General features: G+C 47.7%; 16 protein-coding genes and 1 pseudogene. 7 read left to right on the forward strand and 10 right to left on the reverse strand.

Going from position 1 to position 16,727, the window contains the following annotated elements:
- Nucleotides 1–29: 29 nt before the first annotated feature.
- The gene (locus ACMVP2_RS17405; protein WP_416864394.1) at nt 30–710 is read right to left on the reverse strand and encodes a DUF6962 family protein; all 681 of its coding nucleotides are present in this window, start codon (nt 708–710) and stop codon (nt 30–32) included.
- Nucleotides 711–899: 189 nt separating this feature from the next.
- Here ACMVP2_RS17405 and ACMVP2_RS17410 point away from each other — a divergent pair, with 189 nt between their 5' ends.
- On the forward strand, nt 900–2,186 hold the full coding sequence (locus ACMVP2_RS17410) for a hypothetical protein (RefSeq protein ID WP_416864395.1): 1,287 nt from the start codon (nt 900–902) through the stop codon (nt 2,184–2,186).
- A 9-nt stretch (nt 2,187–2,195) separates the two neighbouring features.
- On the opposite strand, the gene ACMVP2_RS17415 is transcribed toward ACMVP2_RS17410, so the two are convergent.
- Together ACMVP2_RS17415 and ACMVP2_RS17420 are read right to left on the reverse strand one after the other, a co-directional pair.
- Complete coding sequence (locus ACMVP2_RS17415; protein ID WP_416864396.1) at nt 2,196–3,815, reverse strand: sulfatase; 1,620 nt, start codon at nt 3,813–3,815, stop codon at nt 2,196–2,198.
- 90 nt (nt 3,816–3,905) lie between these two features.
- Nucleotides 3,906–4,343 (reverse strand): PH domain-containing protein, encoded by a 438-nt coding sequence (locus ACMVP2_RS17420; RefSeq protein WP_416864397.1) that lies wholly within the window; start codon nt 4,341–4,343, stop codon nt 3,906–3,908.
- A gap of 110 nt (nt 4,344–4,453) precedes the next feature.
- On the opposite strand from ACMVP2_RS17420, the gene ACMVP2_RS17425 reads away from it, so the two are divergent.
- A complete protein-coding gene (locus ACMVP2_RS17425; protein ID WP_416864398.1) occupies nt 4,454–6,193 on the forward strand; it encodes a family 43 glycosylhydrolase in 1,740 nt (579 codons plus the stop codon).
- 8 nt (nt 6,194–6,201) lie between these two features.
- Here ACMVP2_RS17425 and ACMVP2_RS17430 read toward each other — a convergent pair whose 3' ends face one another.
- Nucleotides 6,202–6,669 (reverse strand): hypothetical protein, encoded by a 468-nt coding sequence (locus tag ACMVP2_RS17430; protein ID WP_416864399.1) that lies wholly within the window; start codon nt 6,667–6,669, stop codon nt 6,202–6,204.
- A 178-nt stretch (nt 6,670–6,847) separates the two neighbouring features.
- Between ACMVP2_RS17430 and ACMVP2_RS17435 the strand changes: the two genes are divergently transcribed.
- Entirely contained in the window at nt 6,848–7,687 is an 840-nt protein-coding gene (locus tag ACMVP2_RS17435; protein ID WP_339793388.1) for a serine O-acetyltransferase, read from the forward strand.
- Complete coding sequence (gene cysM / locus ACMVP2_RS17440) at nt 7,684–8,562, forward strand: cysteine synthase CysM (protein WP_416864400.1); 879 nt, start codon at nt 7,684–7,686, stop codon at nt 8,560–8,562. Before ACMVP2_RS17435 ends, cysM (ACMVP2_RS17440) begins: the two co-directional genes overlap by 4 nt.
- 189 nt (nt 8,563–8,751) lie before the next feature.
- Here cysM (ACMVP2_RS17440) and ACMVP2_RS17445 read toward each other — a convergent pair whose 3' ends face one another.
- Both ACMVP2_RS17445 and ACMVP2_RS17450 read right to left on the reverse strand, forming a co-directional pair.
- On the reverse strand, nt 8,752–9,156 hold the full coding sequence (locus ACMVP2_RS17445) for a response regulator (protein WP_416864401.1): 405 nt from the start codon (nt 9,154–9,156) through the stop codon (nt 8,752–8,754).
- Complete coding sequence (locus tag ACMVP2_RS17450; protein WP_416864402.1) at nt 9,153–11,336, reverse strand: PAS domain S-box protein; 2,184 nt, start codon at nt 11,334–11,336, stop codon at nt 9,153–9,155. Before ACMVP2_RS17450 ends, ACMVP2_RS17445 begins: the two co-directional genes overlap by 4 nt.
- A gap of 276 nt (nt 11,337–11,612) precedes the next feature.
- Here ACMVP2_RS17450 and cysM (ACMVP2_RS17455) point away from each other — a divergent pair.
- Nucleotides 11,613–11,807: pseudogene (gene cysM, locus ACMVP2_RS17455) on the forward strand (cysteine synthase B); the annotation flags it as partial.
- Between the two features lie 25 nt (nt 11,808–11,832).
- Here cysM (ACMVP2_RS17455) and ACMVP2_RS17460 read toward each other — a convergent pair.
- From ACMVP2_RS17460 to ACMVP2_RS17475, 4 genes are all read right to left on the reverse strand, one after another.
- Entirely contained in the window at nt 11,833–11,982 is a 150-nt protein-coding gene (locus ACMVP2_RS17460; protein WP_416864403.1) for a hypothetical protein, read from the reverse strand.
- Between the two features lie 9 nt (nt 11,983–11,991).
- Nucleotides 11,992–12,288 carry a putative quinol monooxygenase gene (locus tag ACMVP2_RS17465; protein ID WP_416864404.1) on the reverse strand — a complete coding sequence of 99 codons (297 nt, stop codon included), beginning with the start codon at nt 12,286–12,288 and terminating at the stop codon, nt 11,992–11,994.
- A gap of 23 nt (nt 12,289–12,311) precedes the next feature.
- Entirely contained in the window at nt 12,312–12,779 is a 468-nt protein-coding gene (locus tag ACMVP2_RS17470) for a hypothetical protein (RefSeq protein WP_416864405.1), read from the reverse strand.
- A 113-nt stretch (nt 12,780–12,892) separates the two neighbouring features.
- A complete protein-coding gene (locus ACMVP2_RS17475) occupies nt 12,893–14,419 on the reverse strand; it encodes an arylsulfatase (RefSeq protein ID WP_416864406.1) in 1,527 nt (508 codons plus the stop codon).
- Between the two features lie 85 nt (nt 14,420–14,504).
- Between ACMVP2_RS17475 and ACMVP2_RS17480 the strand changes: the two genes are divergently transcribed.
- Nucleotides 14,505–15,470 carry a S41 family peptidase gene (locus ACMVP2_RS17480; RefSeq protein ID WP_416864407.1) on the forward strand — a complete coding sequence of 322 codons (966 nt, stop codon included), beginning with the start codon at nt 14,505–14,507 and terminating at the stop codon, nt 15,468–15,470.
- 56 nt (nt 15,471–15,526) lie between these two features.
- Nucleotides 15,527–16,606 (forward strand): dipeptidase, encoded by a 1,080-nt coding sequence (locus tag ACMVP2_RS17485; RefSeq protein ID WP_416864408.1) that lies wholly within the window; start codon nt 15,527–15,529, stop codon nt 16,604–16,606.
- Nucleotides 16,607–16,727: the final 121 nt, after the last annotated feature.

Consider the following 16,727-nt stretch of genomic DNA (forward strand, 5'->3'; position numbering starts at 1 on the left):
TTCCAAAAGGAATCCAAATGTAACTTAGGTTATGCCATTGTCTTACTATACTTCACTTCTATTTTTTGCACTCCCTTATAGATAAAGAAGGTAGCCGCAGCCATCAGCACGTGACTAAGCGCCAAATGATTGAACCACTGGTGGAGCGACAGCTTGTTCATGAAGACCAGTGCGGCAGCTGCCGCAAAGGCAATACCGATGAGCATGTTTTTACTGGCAGCATTTCTGGTTTTCAGGTAGAGGTAGCCTTCAAACGACAACACCACGAACATCAAGCCATAGCCGGAGTGGAACTCAACAAAAAAGAAATTGAGCGTGAATATAGTGAGGGATAGAAAGGTGAGCAGCTCAAGGATGTTGATCACCTTCAGTACTTTGACGGCTGACTCCTTGAAAAGCACTCCGGAGTGTTCAATTGCGCCTCTTTCAATCAGCATAATGGCGAACATGCTGATGATCCAGCCGGGCAGCTTCCAGCCAAAGGAAAAGGCATAGAGAAACGCATGCCCAAGCAAGCCGCCGAACGCTGTGGCAATACCCATAAGCAAGAAATAGTACTTGAACCAGGTAAATACTTTCCCGGTCTTGCCCGATTTCTGAAGCTTGTAGAAGTAAAAAATACACAGCGCCGACACCAGCAGATCGGTGATGGTAACAATGGGCTCATCTATCCTAAGTCCAAACAGATGAATGGTATTTATAGCATCCATATTTTGGCAATCCTATTGACTTCATAACGGCCCTTTCGGGCTTTAGTTCCACAATCTTCAGCTTTGGTGAGTTGCGCCCGATAATGTATGTGAGATCGATTATGCTAGTATTTTATTTTTTCACTGAACGGCTTTTATTTCTGGCTAATGATTAATTTCCGGTGACTCTTTCATTAGTTTCTTCCGAAAATGCATAAACACATTTTTACGCAATGCGCCTTTTTTTGTGTCGCTATGTGGCATAGCTGCGCTACCTTTGGTCAGATTGCATTGCCTGTCGATGACAGGAAAATTGTGCTGATAAAAGCGATAAAGACAGATGGAACCGAGGTTGCGGGTTTTTTACTTGATTTCGACAAGGAAAACGGGCTTCTTCATTTTCAACAACGAGATGAACTGCTGGTGGAGGAGCTGAGGGCCGAAGAAATTGATAGAATTGCTTATTTCAAGAAGGGCAGTTTCTGGAGAGGCTTCGGTTGGGGGGCACTAGTTGGGGAGTCATTGTGGGCCACCTACGTGTTTAGCAACGAACCTGGCTACTTTGGTCGGGGATTCGACCTGGTGGTGGGGTCTGTGCTGTTTGTTACGCCGGTAGGCATAGTAGCGGGTATTGTGGATGGAGCCAAAGGCGTGCAGCTTGATTATGAGGTAGGAGGAGACAAGGCTGCCTTCCAACTTCCGATAGACCGGCTTACAAGGTTTACCAACCAGGATATGCATTTGATAAGGCCATCGGAAAAGGGTAAGAGAAGGCTTCGTAACTATAGCTTCACTGAGACGCCAATTGCGAGACGGCATCCGCAGTATAGCCCCCGGTTTCACTTTGGCCTTTCCTATGGCCTTTCCTATGGGCTTGGGCTAACTGGCATGGTTAGAAAAATCGAAAAGAACTACAGCCCTTTGCAGTTTGACAGCAGGTATGGTGACAGCAGAAGAGGGCATGATGGTATATTTAGAATAGGCGTTTCTTACTCGCTCAGCGATACACTCGAAGTGGGTTATGACTTCCAGAATGAGTATGGTGATGTGGTTAACTTGTACGGCAGCAGGAATGGTTACGAGATCAGAACATCCGTTTACATGTTCCAGAGTAGCCACAAATTATACGGCATGTACCACCTCAAGCCTTACTACAGCGCTGTTGGCACCCCTTTTCAGTTGTCGGCAGGTGCCGGACTGATTTTTAGTAACACTTACCTGGCGACGGAAACGTACGGCTCCTCGTCGTTTCCTGATGTTTTTGTGTACGACGAAGCAAGGCGCACGACGCTTGTGCCAGGTCTTGCCTTCATGGCAAAGGCATCTTACTTCATCAACCCAAACTTATCGGTCCAACTATTGCTTGAGCAGGATGTATATACAAGGGCCTCAACTACAGGCCTGAGCCTGGGTGAGCCGGTAAACTACACCACAAAGCCACTCAGGATCGCTCCGAATCTTTTCTCCATTGCTACTGGGCTCCGGTTTCATTTATGATCGGCAGGCTTACTTGAGTTCCTTGTATTTTTCAATATACATCTGATCCAACTCCTCCGAGTCTTTGTACTTCACCCTTAGTCCGGCCAGCTTCTCCTTCAGGTCTTTCACCACATCGGCATAGGCCGGATCGTCGTACACATTGGTCATTTCCTGCAGGTCCTTTTTGCGGTCGTAGAGTTCCCATTCGTCCACATCGTGGTAAAAATGCACCAGCTTGTAGCCTTCGGTCACAATGCCATAGTGGCGCTTCACCATGTGCACACCTGGATACTCGTAGTAGTGGTAGTAAACAGCATCTCGTTTGAAACTATCATTTTCGCCCTTGAGGAGGGGAATCAGGCTCTCACCCTGCATATCGGCGGGCACTTCTGCGCCCACGGCTGATAGCAACGTAGGAGCAAAGTCGAGGTTTTGCACCATTTGGGTGTTGGTGGTACCAGGCTGAACCACACCCGGCCATTTCACCAGCAATGGGGTTTTGAACGATTCGTTGTAAATAAATCGCTTGTCGAACCAGCCGTGTTCGCCCAGATAAAAGCCCTGGTCGGACGTGTAAACAATGATGGTGTTTTCTGCCAGGCCGTTTTGCTCCAGGTAGTCAAGCACTTTGCCCACACCCTCATCCACCGAGGCAATGGAGCCCAGGTAGTCCTGCATGTAGCGCTGGTAGCGCCACTTCATCTTCTCTTCCCGGGTCATGTTGGGGTAGTTCTTCTTAAACTCCTCGTTCATGGGGCCATAAACGGCGTCCCATTTGGCTCTTTGCTCAGGATTCATGCGGCCTACTTCTCTTTTGAAGGCGGCTTTGTCCCAGTTGGCAGTTTCAGGTATGCCAAGCTCATCCATTACCTCCGGATAAATTTTGGAGTCGCCCGCCCAGTTCATGTGGGTGAGCAGATTCATTTCAGCCTCTTTGGCTGCGGAGCCACGGCCTTCGTAGTTGTCGAACAGCGTAGCAGGCTCCTCAAATGTTTTGTTGATATACTCTGTGTAGTGCCTTTCTGCAGGCAGCCATTCTCTGTGGGGCGCTTTGTGCAGGTACATCAGCAGGAAAGGCTTCTCAGCATCTCTTTCTTTGTCGAGCCAGTTCAGCGTCATGTCGGTAATAATGTCGGTCACATAGCCTTCTACCTTAATATTGCCCTCGTTTTTAGTGATAAAATCGGGGTTATAGTAAGCCCCCTGGCCCGGCAGAATTTTGAACTGATCGAAACCCTTGGGGCTGTTGCCAAAGTGCAGCTTGCCGAACATGGCCGTTTGGTAGCCTTCCTTTTGCAAAAGCTGCGGGAAGGTGACATTGGTAGTATCAAACGGAAAGTTGTTGTCGATTTTGCCGTTCAGGTGGCTGTGCTTGCCTGTGAGAATAACGGCACGAGATGGCGCACAAATGGAGTTAGTAACACTGGCATTGGTAAACAGCATGCCTTGTTTGGCAATCCGGTCAATATTGGGTGTTTCAATCAGCTTATTGGAATAGGCACTAATGGCCTGGTAGGCGTGGTCATCCGACATGATGAACACGATATTGGGGCGCTTTTTCTCTGCTTCTTTGGGAGCAGAAGGGCTGCAAGAGTAAAGGATAGTGGCAAAGAAAAGGCCGAAGATCAGCTGACTAGCGAGTTTCATTGGGAACGGTTTAAGCTTGAGTAAAACTCAATTTAGGAATAATGATCAAAAACCTAAGATGTGGAATGGATGATCGGCAGTAAGACGGTTTTAAACGAGCACTTCGATGGTTGGATTGAGCTGCTTCAGGGTCGCCAGGAGTTCGTTTTCCCTTTCGGGTGAAATGACTACTTCTCCGTCTTTGTACTTTATTCTAAGTCGCTTGACCGAGTTCGCCGGTGCCGACAGCAGGGTGTAAGTACGATGAGCTGTCCAGATATCTTTGATATCGACTTTGTCAGCTGTAAACGGCCCGATTTTTACAATCAGAACATGGTCTTTTATGGCATAGCCGGTGCCGAAAAATATGGTGAGAATGAAGACCAGAATGGGAATCCAAATAGCCAACGAGATAAGGATGGAGCTGGTGTGCATCGACACGATAGACCGATAGATGTTAGCTGTGCCCAGGTACGCAAGCAGCAGTACAATGAGCCAGACAAGGAAGCTTTTGCGGGAGGGGTAGTAATTATTCGGTAGTGACGTCATGTCGGCTTAATGTATTCCAATAGCTAATATAACTGTTAAACTCATATTGAATTGGGTAAATGATCGTTGCGACGTTTTCTTACATTTGTTTAGCAACACATACTTCTACCATGCGATTCCTTTTTGTCATACTCATCGGGCTTTTCTTTAGTTTATCTGTGTATGCCCAACAGCTAACTTACTGTAACCCTATCAATATCGACTACGGCTACACGCCCATTCCCAACTTCAGCGAAATGGGGAGACACCGGGCCACGGCCGATCCTGTCATTACTGTTTTCAAAGGAAAATACTATCTCTTTTCGACCAACCAATGGGGCTACTGGTGGAGCGACAATATGTACAACTGGAATTTTGTGCCACGTAAATTTCTGAAGCCGTGGCACGATGTGTATGATGAGCTATGCGCTCCGGCCACACTCGTATTGAGCGATACGCTCTTCGTTATTGGCTCAACTCACACCAAAGAGTTTCCACTGTGGATGAGCACCAACCCTACGGTGGACGACTGGACAGAAGCGGTGGACAAGTTTGAAGGTGCCGCCTGGGATCCGGCCTTTCTGGAAGATGACGATGGCAGGGTGTATCTCTACTACGGTTCAAGCAACTTTTACCCTATGTACGGGATAGAAATTGATAGAAAAACCTTGCAGCCAATAGGAGAAAGAGTGGACATGATCCACCTGAATGACAGCATCCATGGCTGGGAGCGCTTTGGTGAGCATGCCGACAATACTTTTCTTGCTCCATTTATGGAAGGGGCCTGGGTGAACAAGCACAATGGCAAGTACTACCTGCAATACGGTGCCCCGGGTACGGAGTTTAGTGGTTATGCCGACGGCGTTTACACCAGCGACAAACCGTTAGGGCCATGGACGTACCAGTCGCACAATCCTTTTGCCTATAAGCCGGGAGGGTTCGCCAGAGGGGCCGGGCATGGTGCCACCTATCAGGACTTGTCGGGCAACTGGTGGCATGTTTCCACGATAGTCATCGGTGTGAAGAACAACTTCGAACGCCGCCTTGGCATTTGGCCAGCGGGGTTTGATGACGACGGCATCCTGTATTGCAATACCACTTTCGGCGACTACCCTCACTACCTGCCGAATGGCCCGGCCGACCATTTGAAGAGCAGGTTCACCGGGTGGATGCTGCTCAACTACAACAAACCTGTGCAGGTGTCATCGACCTTGGGAGGTTTTGCGCCTAATCAGGCGGTGGATGAAAGCATTAAAACGTACTGGAGTGCGGCTACCGGCAACAAAGGGGAGTGGTTTCAAACTGACCTGGGGGAGGTGAGCCAGGTGAATGCCATTCAAATCAATTATGCCGATCAGGATGCTGACTTCCTTGGCAAGCCGACCGGTTTCTACCATCAGTGCATTATCTACGTTTCAGAGGATGGTAAGAAATGGAAGGTGGCTGCCAACAAGGCACAAAACAAAACAGATGTGCCTCACGACTACATAGAATTCAGTGAGCCCATTAAGGCTCGCTACCTGAAGATGGAAAACATTCATATGCCCACAGGCAAGTTCGCCCTCAGCGGTTTCCGGGTTTTTGGTAAGCAGAACAAGCCACTTCCAGCACCTGTCCGGCATTTTATCGTGCTCCGTGGCGACAGCGAGCGTCGCAATGCCTGGCTCAAATGGGAGCAGATGCCCGATGCCACTGGTTACAACATTTACACAGGTATTGCACCCGATAAGCTTTACAACAGCGTGATGGTGTACGGTGCCAATGAGTATTATTTCACAGCCATGGACCTGGACAAAAGCTACTATTTCCAGATAGAGCCTTTCAACGAGGCGGGCGTCGGGCCAAGAGGTGAAATCATGAAAGTAGACTGATGCCCCTGTCAGGAACCAAAATGTTTTCTGGCGAGCAACACATTTGGCAGGCCAATGGCCACAATTAGTATACATGAACCAATGATGGCTGAGGTCAGGTTGAAAGGGAACTTAGGCGTATTGGATAGCGGGAGCACTACCTGATTCATTACCAGCCACACACAGAGGCCGTAAGTAACCGCCGGAAGAACAACCCCAGCTCGCAAAATTGACACTCTGCTATAAAGCAAAAAGAAGAGGGTAGCCCATGAGAAGGCTATCAGATAGTGGAACATCAGGCCGAAAACTGCGATCATTGCTCCACCGGGGAGCGCTTCAACGCCAAAAACACCACTGGCAACGAATTTGAGCACGGCTGAGGGGCTGGTGGAATTTCGGAGCCAGGCACTGGCGAATGCGGAGAGGATATCCAGTGTGCCTGTAGCAAAGCCAGCTGAAACAATAGCTTTACTCAATGGCTTGTTTGATGTGCTCATAGCGAATTTGTTTAAGTAGCCGGATGTTCTGGGTTAAATAACAATTATCACGATATTTACTACTATCGGAAGAAGGGTGCATAGTCAAATGGCATCAACGGAATGCCAGTTTGCGACAATTCCTGTCCTTTCATGGAATTGAAGGGAACCCTTTTCTCTAAAAACAGTTTGATACATCATGCAGAAGGAATTTCTAGATAAATTATACAAGGATCACCAGGAGTGTCCCAGGTGCCCAAGCCCTAAAAGAGTGTCGCAGTTTTTTGTGGACTTGCTTGAAACGCTGTTTCCCGATTTTTCTATGCGGGCTTTTTCTTCGCAAAGAGAGCTGGAGATACACCTGAAAAAGCTTCAGATTGAGCTGGATGAAATGCTCACGCTCAATCCAATGAAGGGTGTGGTGGACCTGGAAGATGTGGCGAAGCTCTTCTTTGACAAGCTGCCGGAAGTTCATTCAAAAATCGTTGACGACATCAAAGCGTTGTACGAAGGCGACCCGGCTGCAAAGAGCCAAAGTGAGGTTATTCGCACGTATCCAGGCTTTTACGCCATTGCCTCCTACAGAATAGCCCACGAGTTGCACAAGCTTGGTGTGAAGGTGATTCCGAGAATTATTACTGAACATGCCCATGGCAAAACCGGCATCGATATTCACCCGGCCGCCACTATAGGAGAGCATTTCTGCATTGACCACGGCACTGGCGTGGTGATAGGCGAAACTACGATCATTGGAAACCATGTGAAAATATACCAGGGCGTAACCCTGGGAGCCCTTAGCGTCGACAAAAAAGATGCGGAGATCAAAAGACATCCTACCATTGAGGACAATGTGGTGATTTATGCTGGTGCCACCATTTTAGGTGGCGAAACCGTTATTGGCCATGATAGTGTGATCGGTGGTAATGTGTGGCTGACTCGCAGCGTAGCTCCGAACACGAAAGTCTACTACCAGGCCCGCATGTACAACAGTGATACCGAGGAAACTGATCTGCTCATCTTCAAAGAATCTGCTCAATGAAGCTTTTTGATTTGATTGGCAACACGCCAATGGTAGCGTTGGAAAAAATTCCAACCAATAAGAACGTAACTATATACGCCAAGCTGGAAGGACAAAACCCCGGCGGAAGTGTCAAAGACAGGGCAGCCTACAATATGATCAAAAGCGCTTTGGAGCGTGGCGATATCAAGCCGGGTGATAAGCTGGTGGAAGCAACGAGTGGAAATACGGGGATTGCCCTTGCCATGATTGCCCAGGTAATGGGGGTGCACATGACACTGATCATGCCCGACAACTCCACCAAAGAGCGGGTGCTGTCGATGGAAGCTTACGGAGCCAAAGTGATCTTAACTCCTGCTGCCAAAACCATCGAATACTCCAGAGAGCTGGCCGATAAAATGGCAGCTGAGGATGGATATACCATCCTCAATCAGTTCGCCAATCCCGACAACTGGAAAGGCCATTACAAGACCACGGGCCCCGAGATTTGGAACGATACCAACGGCAAAGTGACGCACTTTGTGTCTGCCATGGGCACCACAGGCACCATCATGGGAGTAAGCCGCTACCTGAAGGAAAAGAACAAGAATATCCAGATCGTAGGCACTCAGCCGACAGACGGCTCTAGCATTCCGGGTATCCGCCGCTGGTCGCCGGAGTTTCTGCCCAAGATATTTGAGCCCGACAGAGTTGACCGGGTTGTGGACGTAAGCCAGGACCAGGCCACCGAAATGACCCGCCGCATGGCCAGAGAGGAAGGCATTATGGCGGGCATGAGCAGTGGTGGTGCCTTGTATGCCGCCTTGCAAATTGCTTCCGAGCTGGAGTCAGGTGTGATCGTGTGCATTACCTGCGACAGAGGTGATCGGTACCTGAGCTCCGATTTGTTTGGGTGAAAGTTTCTGCCAATAAGGCATTGCGGCCTTAGTTTCCGCTTTAACTGCGGGCAATGAATTCTATTGCAATTCTTCGAGTTAGAGAAAGGATGAGGTTGATTAATAATGTAATTTAAACGTTACGTAAAGCAACCCGCCGATATATTTTTTTAATCGATCCAGTGTCCCTGGTTGGGAATTATTTCAGGCTTAGCTATTTAGTTTACCAATCAGTTTAACTAGTATTTCTTGAGAAAGAGGCTTGATAATATAGTCGGAAACCAGAGTGATTCTTTTGACTTTTTCCAGGTCATCCGGCGAAATCGATGACGTGCAAACATAGATTTCAATTTTTTTTCCTATGAAAGGATGCAGTTCTATGAATTCTTCTAAAAACCCCCAGCCATCCATGATTGGCATGGCCAGATCCAGAAAGATAACATCAGGAAGGCTGTCCGGGTTGTTTTTGTTTTCAGTGAGAAAGTCAATAGCCTCCTGACCATTGCCGAAGACTTTGATGACTTCAACTAAACTGGTTTCCTTGATTGTAGCCGTAGTGAGATAAGTGTAAATATCATCGTCGTCTACCAAAAAAAGATTTTTGACTTTATTCATAAAAGTTGATTAACAAATTTTACATAGAATGTGGTTCCTTTACCGGGGTGGCTGTCTGCCCAAATTTTCCCTCCCATCGCCTCCACCTGAGTTTTGGTCATGTATAGTCCAAACCCTTTTGCTTCAGGGTGCTTGTGAAAGACCTTTCGGATTTTAAATAAATTTTGCTGATGACGTTTTAAGTCTATGCCCAGTCCATTGTCCGTAAAAGCAAGCAGCACGCTGTTGCCGCTATTATCGGTTCTCACGTTGATTTCCGGCCGACGGTCTGGCGATCTATACTTTAGTGAGTTACTAATGAAGTTGCTGAAAATGCTGTCAATATATTTTTGAGGAAACTTAATGACAGGAGCAGAATCGAAGTCCGTATTAACTATTGCTCCACAATCATCTATTTGATTTCTGAAGCCAACTAACACACGACTAAAGCTACTTTTGATATGGATTTCACTTTGCTCAATATCAACGTCGTTGCGCACCTGTACAGATTCTACCAATTCGTTAAAAACCTCATTTAGGTGATGTACAACTGGTTTTAGTCGCTTCAAGGCCTCCTTGCGCCTGTCAATATGCTTGTTGTTCTCAATGATATCAACCAGCATGGAGATGTTTATCATTGGCCCACGCAAGTTATGGGAAACTATGTTACAAAAGTCAACTAACTGCACGTTTTGCCTTTCAAGCGTTTTGGCGATTTTTTTTCTTTCTGTAATGTCTCTGATTACTGCCGAAACGACGGGCCCGTCTTCAAGTGTTAACGGGCTTAGGCTTATCTCCACGGCAAATTCGCTTTGATTTTTTCTGATGGCGAATAGTTCTTTTTCGGCTCCAGCCAATATCGGTTTAGCTTTGTTGCCAAAGCTACTATTGCTGATTGGGTTGTCCGCCTTGAACCGTTCGGGAAATAGGATGCCAACACTTTTGCCATAGAGCTCTGCTTTTTTGTAGCCGAATAGTTTTTCAGTCTGGGCGTTAATCAGAATGATTTGGCCGGAAGTATTTACTATTACCATGGCATCGGGGGCAGACTCTAGTAGTGACTTGAACTTAGTTTCCGATTCGGCAAGTTTAACCTCAAATGCCTTCTGTTCTGTGACGTCTTGACAGGTCCCCACCATTTCGATGGGATCATTGTTCTCGTTGGTATAAATCTCTCCGAGCAGGTGAATCATTTTTACCTCACCTCCAGAGGTTATGATCCGATGAAAAAAACCTTTGAATTTTTTCTCACGAAGAGACTCTTGTACACGCTCCGTAACATAGTCTTTGTCGTCGTCGTGAACGTACCCAAAATAGGTGGCGTAGGTAAGTGGTACATCCTTGTCGTGCCCGAACATTGGAAACAGGTTTTCAGACCAAACGACGTCATTTGATATCAAATCCCACTGCCAGTGCCCCATCATCACCACCTGTTCTGCGGTAGTGAGTAACTTATTTTTCTTTAAGAGGTCACTCGCTACACGCTTGGCGGAAGTTAGGTCATGCACCGACGCCAATACAAGTTTGTCCTGGCCGAAACTCAACGGACTAAAAATAATTTTTATTGGAAACGTTTCTTCCTCCTTTTTCTTTCCAATCGCTTCAATTGATTTAGGCGCTGGAGACTTGTCGCCAGTGCCAAACAAAGTCTGTTGTTCGGCAGTGAGGTCGTTTGCCAAAAGGAAATTTGGGTGCTTTCCCGTCAACTCATTCTTAGAGAAGCCAAACAGTGTCTCCGCTCGGCGATTGACCAGCAATATTCTGCTATTTCCCCCCAATATGATAGTCGCATAAGGCAGTGCAGTTAAAAATTCAGTTAGCTGACCAAGGCTGTTGTGGTGCACGACGGGCTGAAATATTTCAATTATTCCAGCAATTACTCCTTTTTCGTCAGTGTAAGGATGTAGTGTGCTGGTGACTTCTACTTCCTGACTGTTTTTAGCTATTTTTTTGGAGGCAAATTTCTTTACACTTCTCCCATTCAAAATTTGCTTTACCAAACCGATTTCCTTCTCGGTGCACTCGCTCGGAGTAATTGTATCAATCGTTTTCCCGGTGAGTTCCCCCGGACTGTATTTGAGCAGTTGCTCGCCTGCTTGGTTAATAAAAACAATTTTACCCTCCAGATCACATACAATCACAACCTCTTCGATTGCCGAAGCCAGGCTTTGCAATGGACCATACCGTGTTGAAGCTTGCATAGCTATTTGCCGGGGTTGTTGTTGGTAATTTTCCAGTGTCTGGAACGGAGCTGATTCATAAATTGGTTATTTTTAGAGAAAATTCATCGTTTTTTGACGTTTAAATTATAACACAGCAAGACGTGATATGGTTATAAAAACGTTTTAGATGCTCGAATAGAACGCTGTTTCCGCATGAAAAGATCATGAAAGCCAAGCCTGCCGCCATTGTGCATTTAACAGTTAGGTAACTTATTATGGAAATAAAGAGGATGCCGCAGAGGCCTCAGAACATAAGTGGATATCAGCCAGAATCAGGCCACCAAATTGACACGCCGCATGGCCAGAGAGGAAGGCATTATGGCGGGCATGAGCAGTGGTGGTGCCTTGTATGCCGCCTTGCAAATTGCTTCTGAGCTGGAGTCAGGTGTGATCGTCTGCATTACCTGCGACAGGGGTGATCGGTACCTGAGCTCCGATTTGTTTGAGTGAAAGCACTCAACACTTCATTACTACCTCATTTGGTGGGTTTGAGGCTATTAATTTCATTTCTGAGAATAACGGCCTCTTTGGACGCCTTGTCAGTCTTTTCTAAACGATTCTTCAGGTTTTCGATCTGTACCCGAAGCTTCTTTGATACCTTTTCTATACCTGCGCTATTCTTCATTTTAATACCTTATAAAGGATGCGCCAGCAACACCTCTCTGGATTCCAGCAGCGGCACAATTTTGCCCAGCACTATTTCCTTAAAGTAGCCTGCATCCCGGTGTGTCTGTAGCGCTGCTTCGTCTTTGTAGCCCTCGTAGAGCGCAATCGTGTGGTCATCGTCTTTGCCCTGATGCAAAGTGTAAAACAGGTTGCCCGCTTCCGCTCTTGTCTTCGGAACCATTTCCTTGAGGTGTTTGATGACTGTATCGACCTGGCCTTGTTTCACTTTCCAGGTAACGATGAGGTAGATAGGTGGTTGAGTCATAATAATGGTTGTTTGGTCATCTGTTACTGCAATCTTACCAGCTTTTCAATATTGATTTGGTTGAGGTCTATCGCATCAATTTTTTCGATGCTATTGGTCGTTAGAGTATCGCCTGAAATCGTAAATGCCAGTTCAAATTTCTGGCCTTCCCATTCACGGTAATTACAGTAGTTGAGGTGCTCGAAGTACTTGTCCTTTTTTACTTCATATCTTCCTCCGCCCGAAACGAAAATAGCAGTGCTATCCTTTCCCTGACTGAGGTCGTGCCGCAAAAAGGCGAAATGCGTGTCGTTATACATTTTGATCATTTCCTGACCCTTGGTATAGTCAATCATGACAGTATCATCGCCAGTAATCTGTATACCAGCCACCAGCTGCCAGGTACCCACCAAAGGATTGACGCTAGTCTTCAGTTGGCGAGATTTGTCACCACTAAGACTACAGGAAGACAAAAATACCAGTCCTAACAAAGAGAGTTTAATTTGTTTCATTTCACTTTCAATTGAAGTAAAGTACCCTTCAATATCGCAAGGGTCTCCCTTGTGATGTATACTTGACTGGCGTCCGCCACTTCCGAGATGGCCGACCATTCAGCCGTGGCTCCCTACTTCTCCCCCAGCGCCTCAAACTTAAATTTCTCAGTCGCCGCCGGTTCATGCTCCCGCTTCATGATGGCTTCAATTTGAGCTACTACTTCGGGGTTTTCTGCTGCTACGTTATTTTGTTCCTGAGGATCACTTTTCAAATTATACAGTTCCACTTCCAGGTTGTCTTCAAACATCCCTTTCCTAATGCCCTTCCAGTCGCCCATTTGCACAGCCTGCTGCCCGGTGTATTCCAGCAGCTCCCAGTAGAGAAACTCATGCGTAGCTTGATTGCCCTTTCCCAATAAAGTGGGTAAAAAGCTGATGCCATCTGTTTTGGCAGGAGCGGCTATGCCAACGAGTTCGCAAAATGTCGGCATCACATCGTAAAAAGCTGTCGCAAGGTCGGTGGTAGTGCCTGGCTTGATTTTACCTTCCCAGCTGGCAATCATCGGCACCCGGATGCCCCCTTCGTACACAAACCCTTTGTTTCTTCCATAGCCATTCGTGTAGGGGCCGGTGCTGTTGAAATACTCGAAGTCCACGCCCGCCGTGTAGGTAGGCCCATTGTCGCTGGTGAAAATGATCAGCGTGTTTTCGTAAAGCCCCAATTCTTTCAGTGTTGCCACCAGCTCGCCCACCTGATCGTCCAGATAGCTGATCATCCCGGCATAGGCTGCCCTTGGGTAGCGGTGAGGGAAGTAGCCTAAGTTGCCAAGGTAGGGCTGCTCCTCACCAAAAATGGCATGATACTTTTCCACATACTCTTTTGGTACCTGCAAAGGCAAGTGTGGCAGGGGAGAAGCATAGTACAGAAAGAAGGGGTTGTCTTTGTTTTCACGCAAAAAGCCCAGCGCCTTATCATGCATAACACCGGGAGCGTAGTCAGCCTGGTAGAACTTGTCGAAGCTCGACTCCGCCAGCGTGTCTGAACCCGTTGCCAGTTTTTCTCCGGGAGCCATGAACTCATTGTTCAGGTAAATCCGGTTTTCATTTTCCCAAATATGTGTGGGGTACAGATTATGTGCCTGGCGCTGACAATTATAACCACAGAAGTAGTCAAACCCTTGTGCGTTGGGCGTGCTTTCGGAGGCAGGTGCACCCAGCCCCCACTTGCCAATAAGTGCTGTTTTGTAGCCAGCTTGCTGCATTACTTCGCCCATCGTAAGCGTGCTGTCGGGTATCGGGCGCTGCCCCTCCAGGGTCGAATCGGCCAGCATGGCAGCAAAGTCCCACACGTCGCCTCTCTCCCGCCATTCGTCGTTGCCCCGGATAAACGAATGTCCCATGTGCAGCCCGGTGAGCAGTGCATACCTCGATGGGGCACAAACAGGGGCTCCGGAATAATGGCGGGTAAACTTCATACCATTCTTCGCCAATGCGTCAATATTGGGCGTCTGAATCAACTTTTGCCCGTAAGCGCCTACATCGCCATAGCCAAGGTCATCAGCCAGTATGTAAATAATATTGGGTTTCTTCTCTTCCGGAGTTGTTGAACAAGATAACAGCACTGCGCTGATACAAAGCAGGATAATGAAAGACCGCATGATAGATGGTTTGGTGTTGAGGAGCCAATATAGCCATTTTATGTTTTTCTCGTTAAGGTAACTGGAAGGGAAAAAATCCCCCGGAATGGGGGCCATTTCGAGTGCAGATGGTTTTATATTTACCTTTATGATCAAATGCTTCTATTTCAGTCTTTTAGTGGCTGCTTTTGCTTGCGACGCCACGCCAGCCCCTCATGTAGAGTCGACAGTGAAAGCCCTGGCGACTGCGCTGAAAGATAATTACATCTACGAGGACAAGGCTGAGCAAATGAGTGACCACCTGCTCCAACGCCTGCGGGAAGGGAAGTTTGATGGAGAAATGACCGACGAACAGCTGGCCAATCTGTTGCACGAGGAAGTGAGGTCGGTAGTCGACGACAAGCATTTGCGAATCTGGCTGAGCAGCCGGGGCAGAAGCGTTTCTAATCGAAGGGAAGTGCCCGGTTATCCTCATGGATTTGGGAAGGCGAAGATGTTGGCTGATCACATAGGCTACCTTGAAATCACTGGTTTTCATAACCCGATTAGTGCCTTCCGGGCCGACTTGACTAAACAAATGACGCTGCTGTCAGGAGCCAAAGCCGTGATTCTTGACCTTCGAAATAATGGTGGCGGCTCACCAGAAGCAGTACAGCTTATCTCCAGTTATTTTTTCGATAGAAGCAAGACTGTTCACCTTAATACGCTTTATTTCCGAAACAGCGATTCCAGTACCGATTATTACACCCTGCAGGAAATTGAAGGGCCCGACCTCCAAAGTAAGCCACTTTTGATACTTACAAGCGATTACACTTTTTCAGCGGCTGAGGAGTTTACTTACAATATGCAATCGCTTAAGCGAGCCACCATTGTGGGTGAAACTACTGGCGGCGGGGCACATCCGGTTAACCGGTACACCATTTCTGAAGCAATTGTGGCCATCATTCCAGTCGGTCGGGCCATCAATCCCATAACAAAGACCAATTGGGAAGGTGTCGGTATAAAGCCTGACGTGGAGGTTGATGAAGAAAGTGCGCTTGATAAAGCCTTAGAACTGCTTTCCGGCTCCTGATTTTTTTTTAGCAAGGACTAATTCCTAATTTGAAATCGACAAATTTCAAATCCTCTATGTTCACCATCGACGCCCACCTTGACCTGTCCATGAACGCCATTGAATGGAACAGGGACATCAGACTTCCAGTAGCTGACATTAATAAAAGGGAGGAAGGGCTAACCGACAAGCCTGACAGAGCGAAAGCCGTAGTTTCGCTGCCGGAGCTACGCCGGGGAAACATCGGCCTGGTGGTGGCCACGCAAATTGCCCGTTATGTAGCACCTGGAAATCCTTTGCCCGGGTGGCATTCGGCTGAGCAAGCCTGGGCGCAAACCCAAGGGCAGTTGGCCTGGTACAAAGCCATGGAAGAGGCTGGTGAAATGACTCAAATCACTAACCTTTCCCTGCTCAATAAACACACTGCTTTGTGGGGGAATGGGCTGCCAAATGAGCGCAAGCCGGTAGGCTATATCTTGAGTTTGGAAGGGGCAGACTCCATCGTTACTGTGGGTCATCTAGAAAGAGCCTATGCTTACGGTCTCAGAGCTTTGGGCCCGGCGCATTATGGGCCTGGCCGCTATGCTCAGGGCACCGATGCCGCTGGAGGGCTCGGTCCAAAAGGTCGGGAGCTGTTGAAAGAAATGGAGAGGCTGGGGATTATTTTGGATGCCACTCACTTGTGCGACGACAGCTTTTGGGAAGCTTTGGATAATTATCATGGCCCGGTGTGGGCCAGCCACAACAACTGCCGGGCGCTGGTTAACCACAACCGCCAGTTCAGCGACGAGCAAATCAAAGAGCTAATTGGCCGTGGCGCTGTGATAGGGGGAGCGCTCGACGCCTGGATGATGGTGCCCGGCTGGGTGCGGGGCCAATCGACTCCCCGGGCCATGGATTGCAACCTTGAAAAAATGATTGACCACATGGATCACATCTGTCAGCTGGCCGGCAATGCTTTGCACATAGGCATTGGATCCGACCTGGATGGTGCCTTTGGGAAAGAGCAATGCCCTTACGATTTAAACACGATAGCTGATCTGCAAACAGTGCCAGATTTGCTGACAAAACGAGGCTATTCGGAAAAAGAAATTGAACAAGTAATGCACGGAAATTGGCTTCGGTTTCTTCAAAAGGCCTGGGCCGGGAAAGATTGAAGAGCGAAAGTTTTATTCAAGGTGCTTAAGTCATATATTTAGCAACCCAGAAAAAAGTGGGAATTGAAAGCAGGTAAGCTAAGTGCCCCAAAAGCATTTGGTGTTACAAGCCAAAAAGCAC

The sequence above is a fragment of the Imperialibacter sp. genome (genome assembly GCF_048007035.1).
In the GTDB taxonomy this organism is placed as follows: domain Bacteria; phylum Bacteroidota; class Bacteroidia; order Cytophagales; family Cyclobacteriaceae; genus Imperialibacter.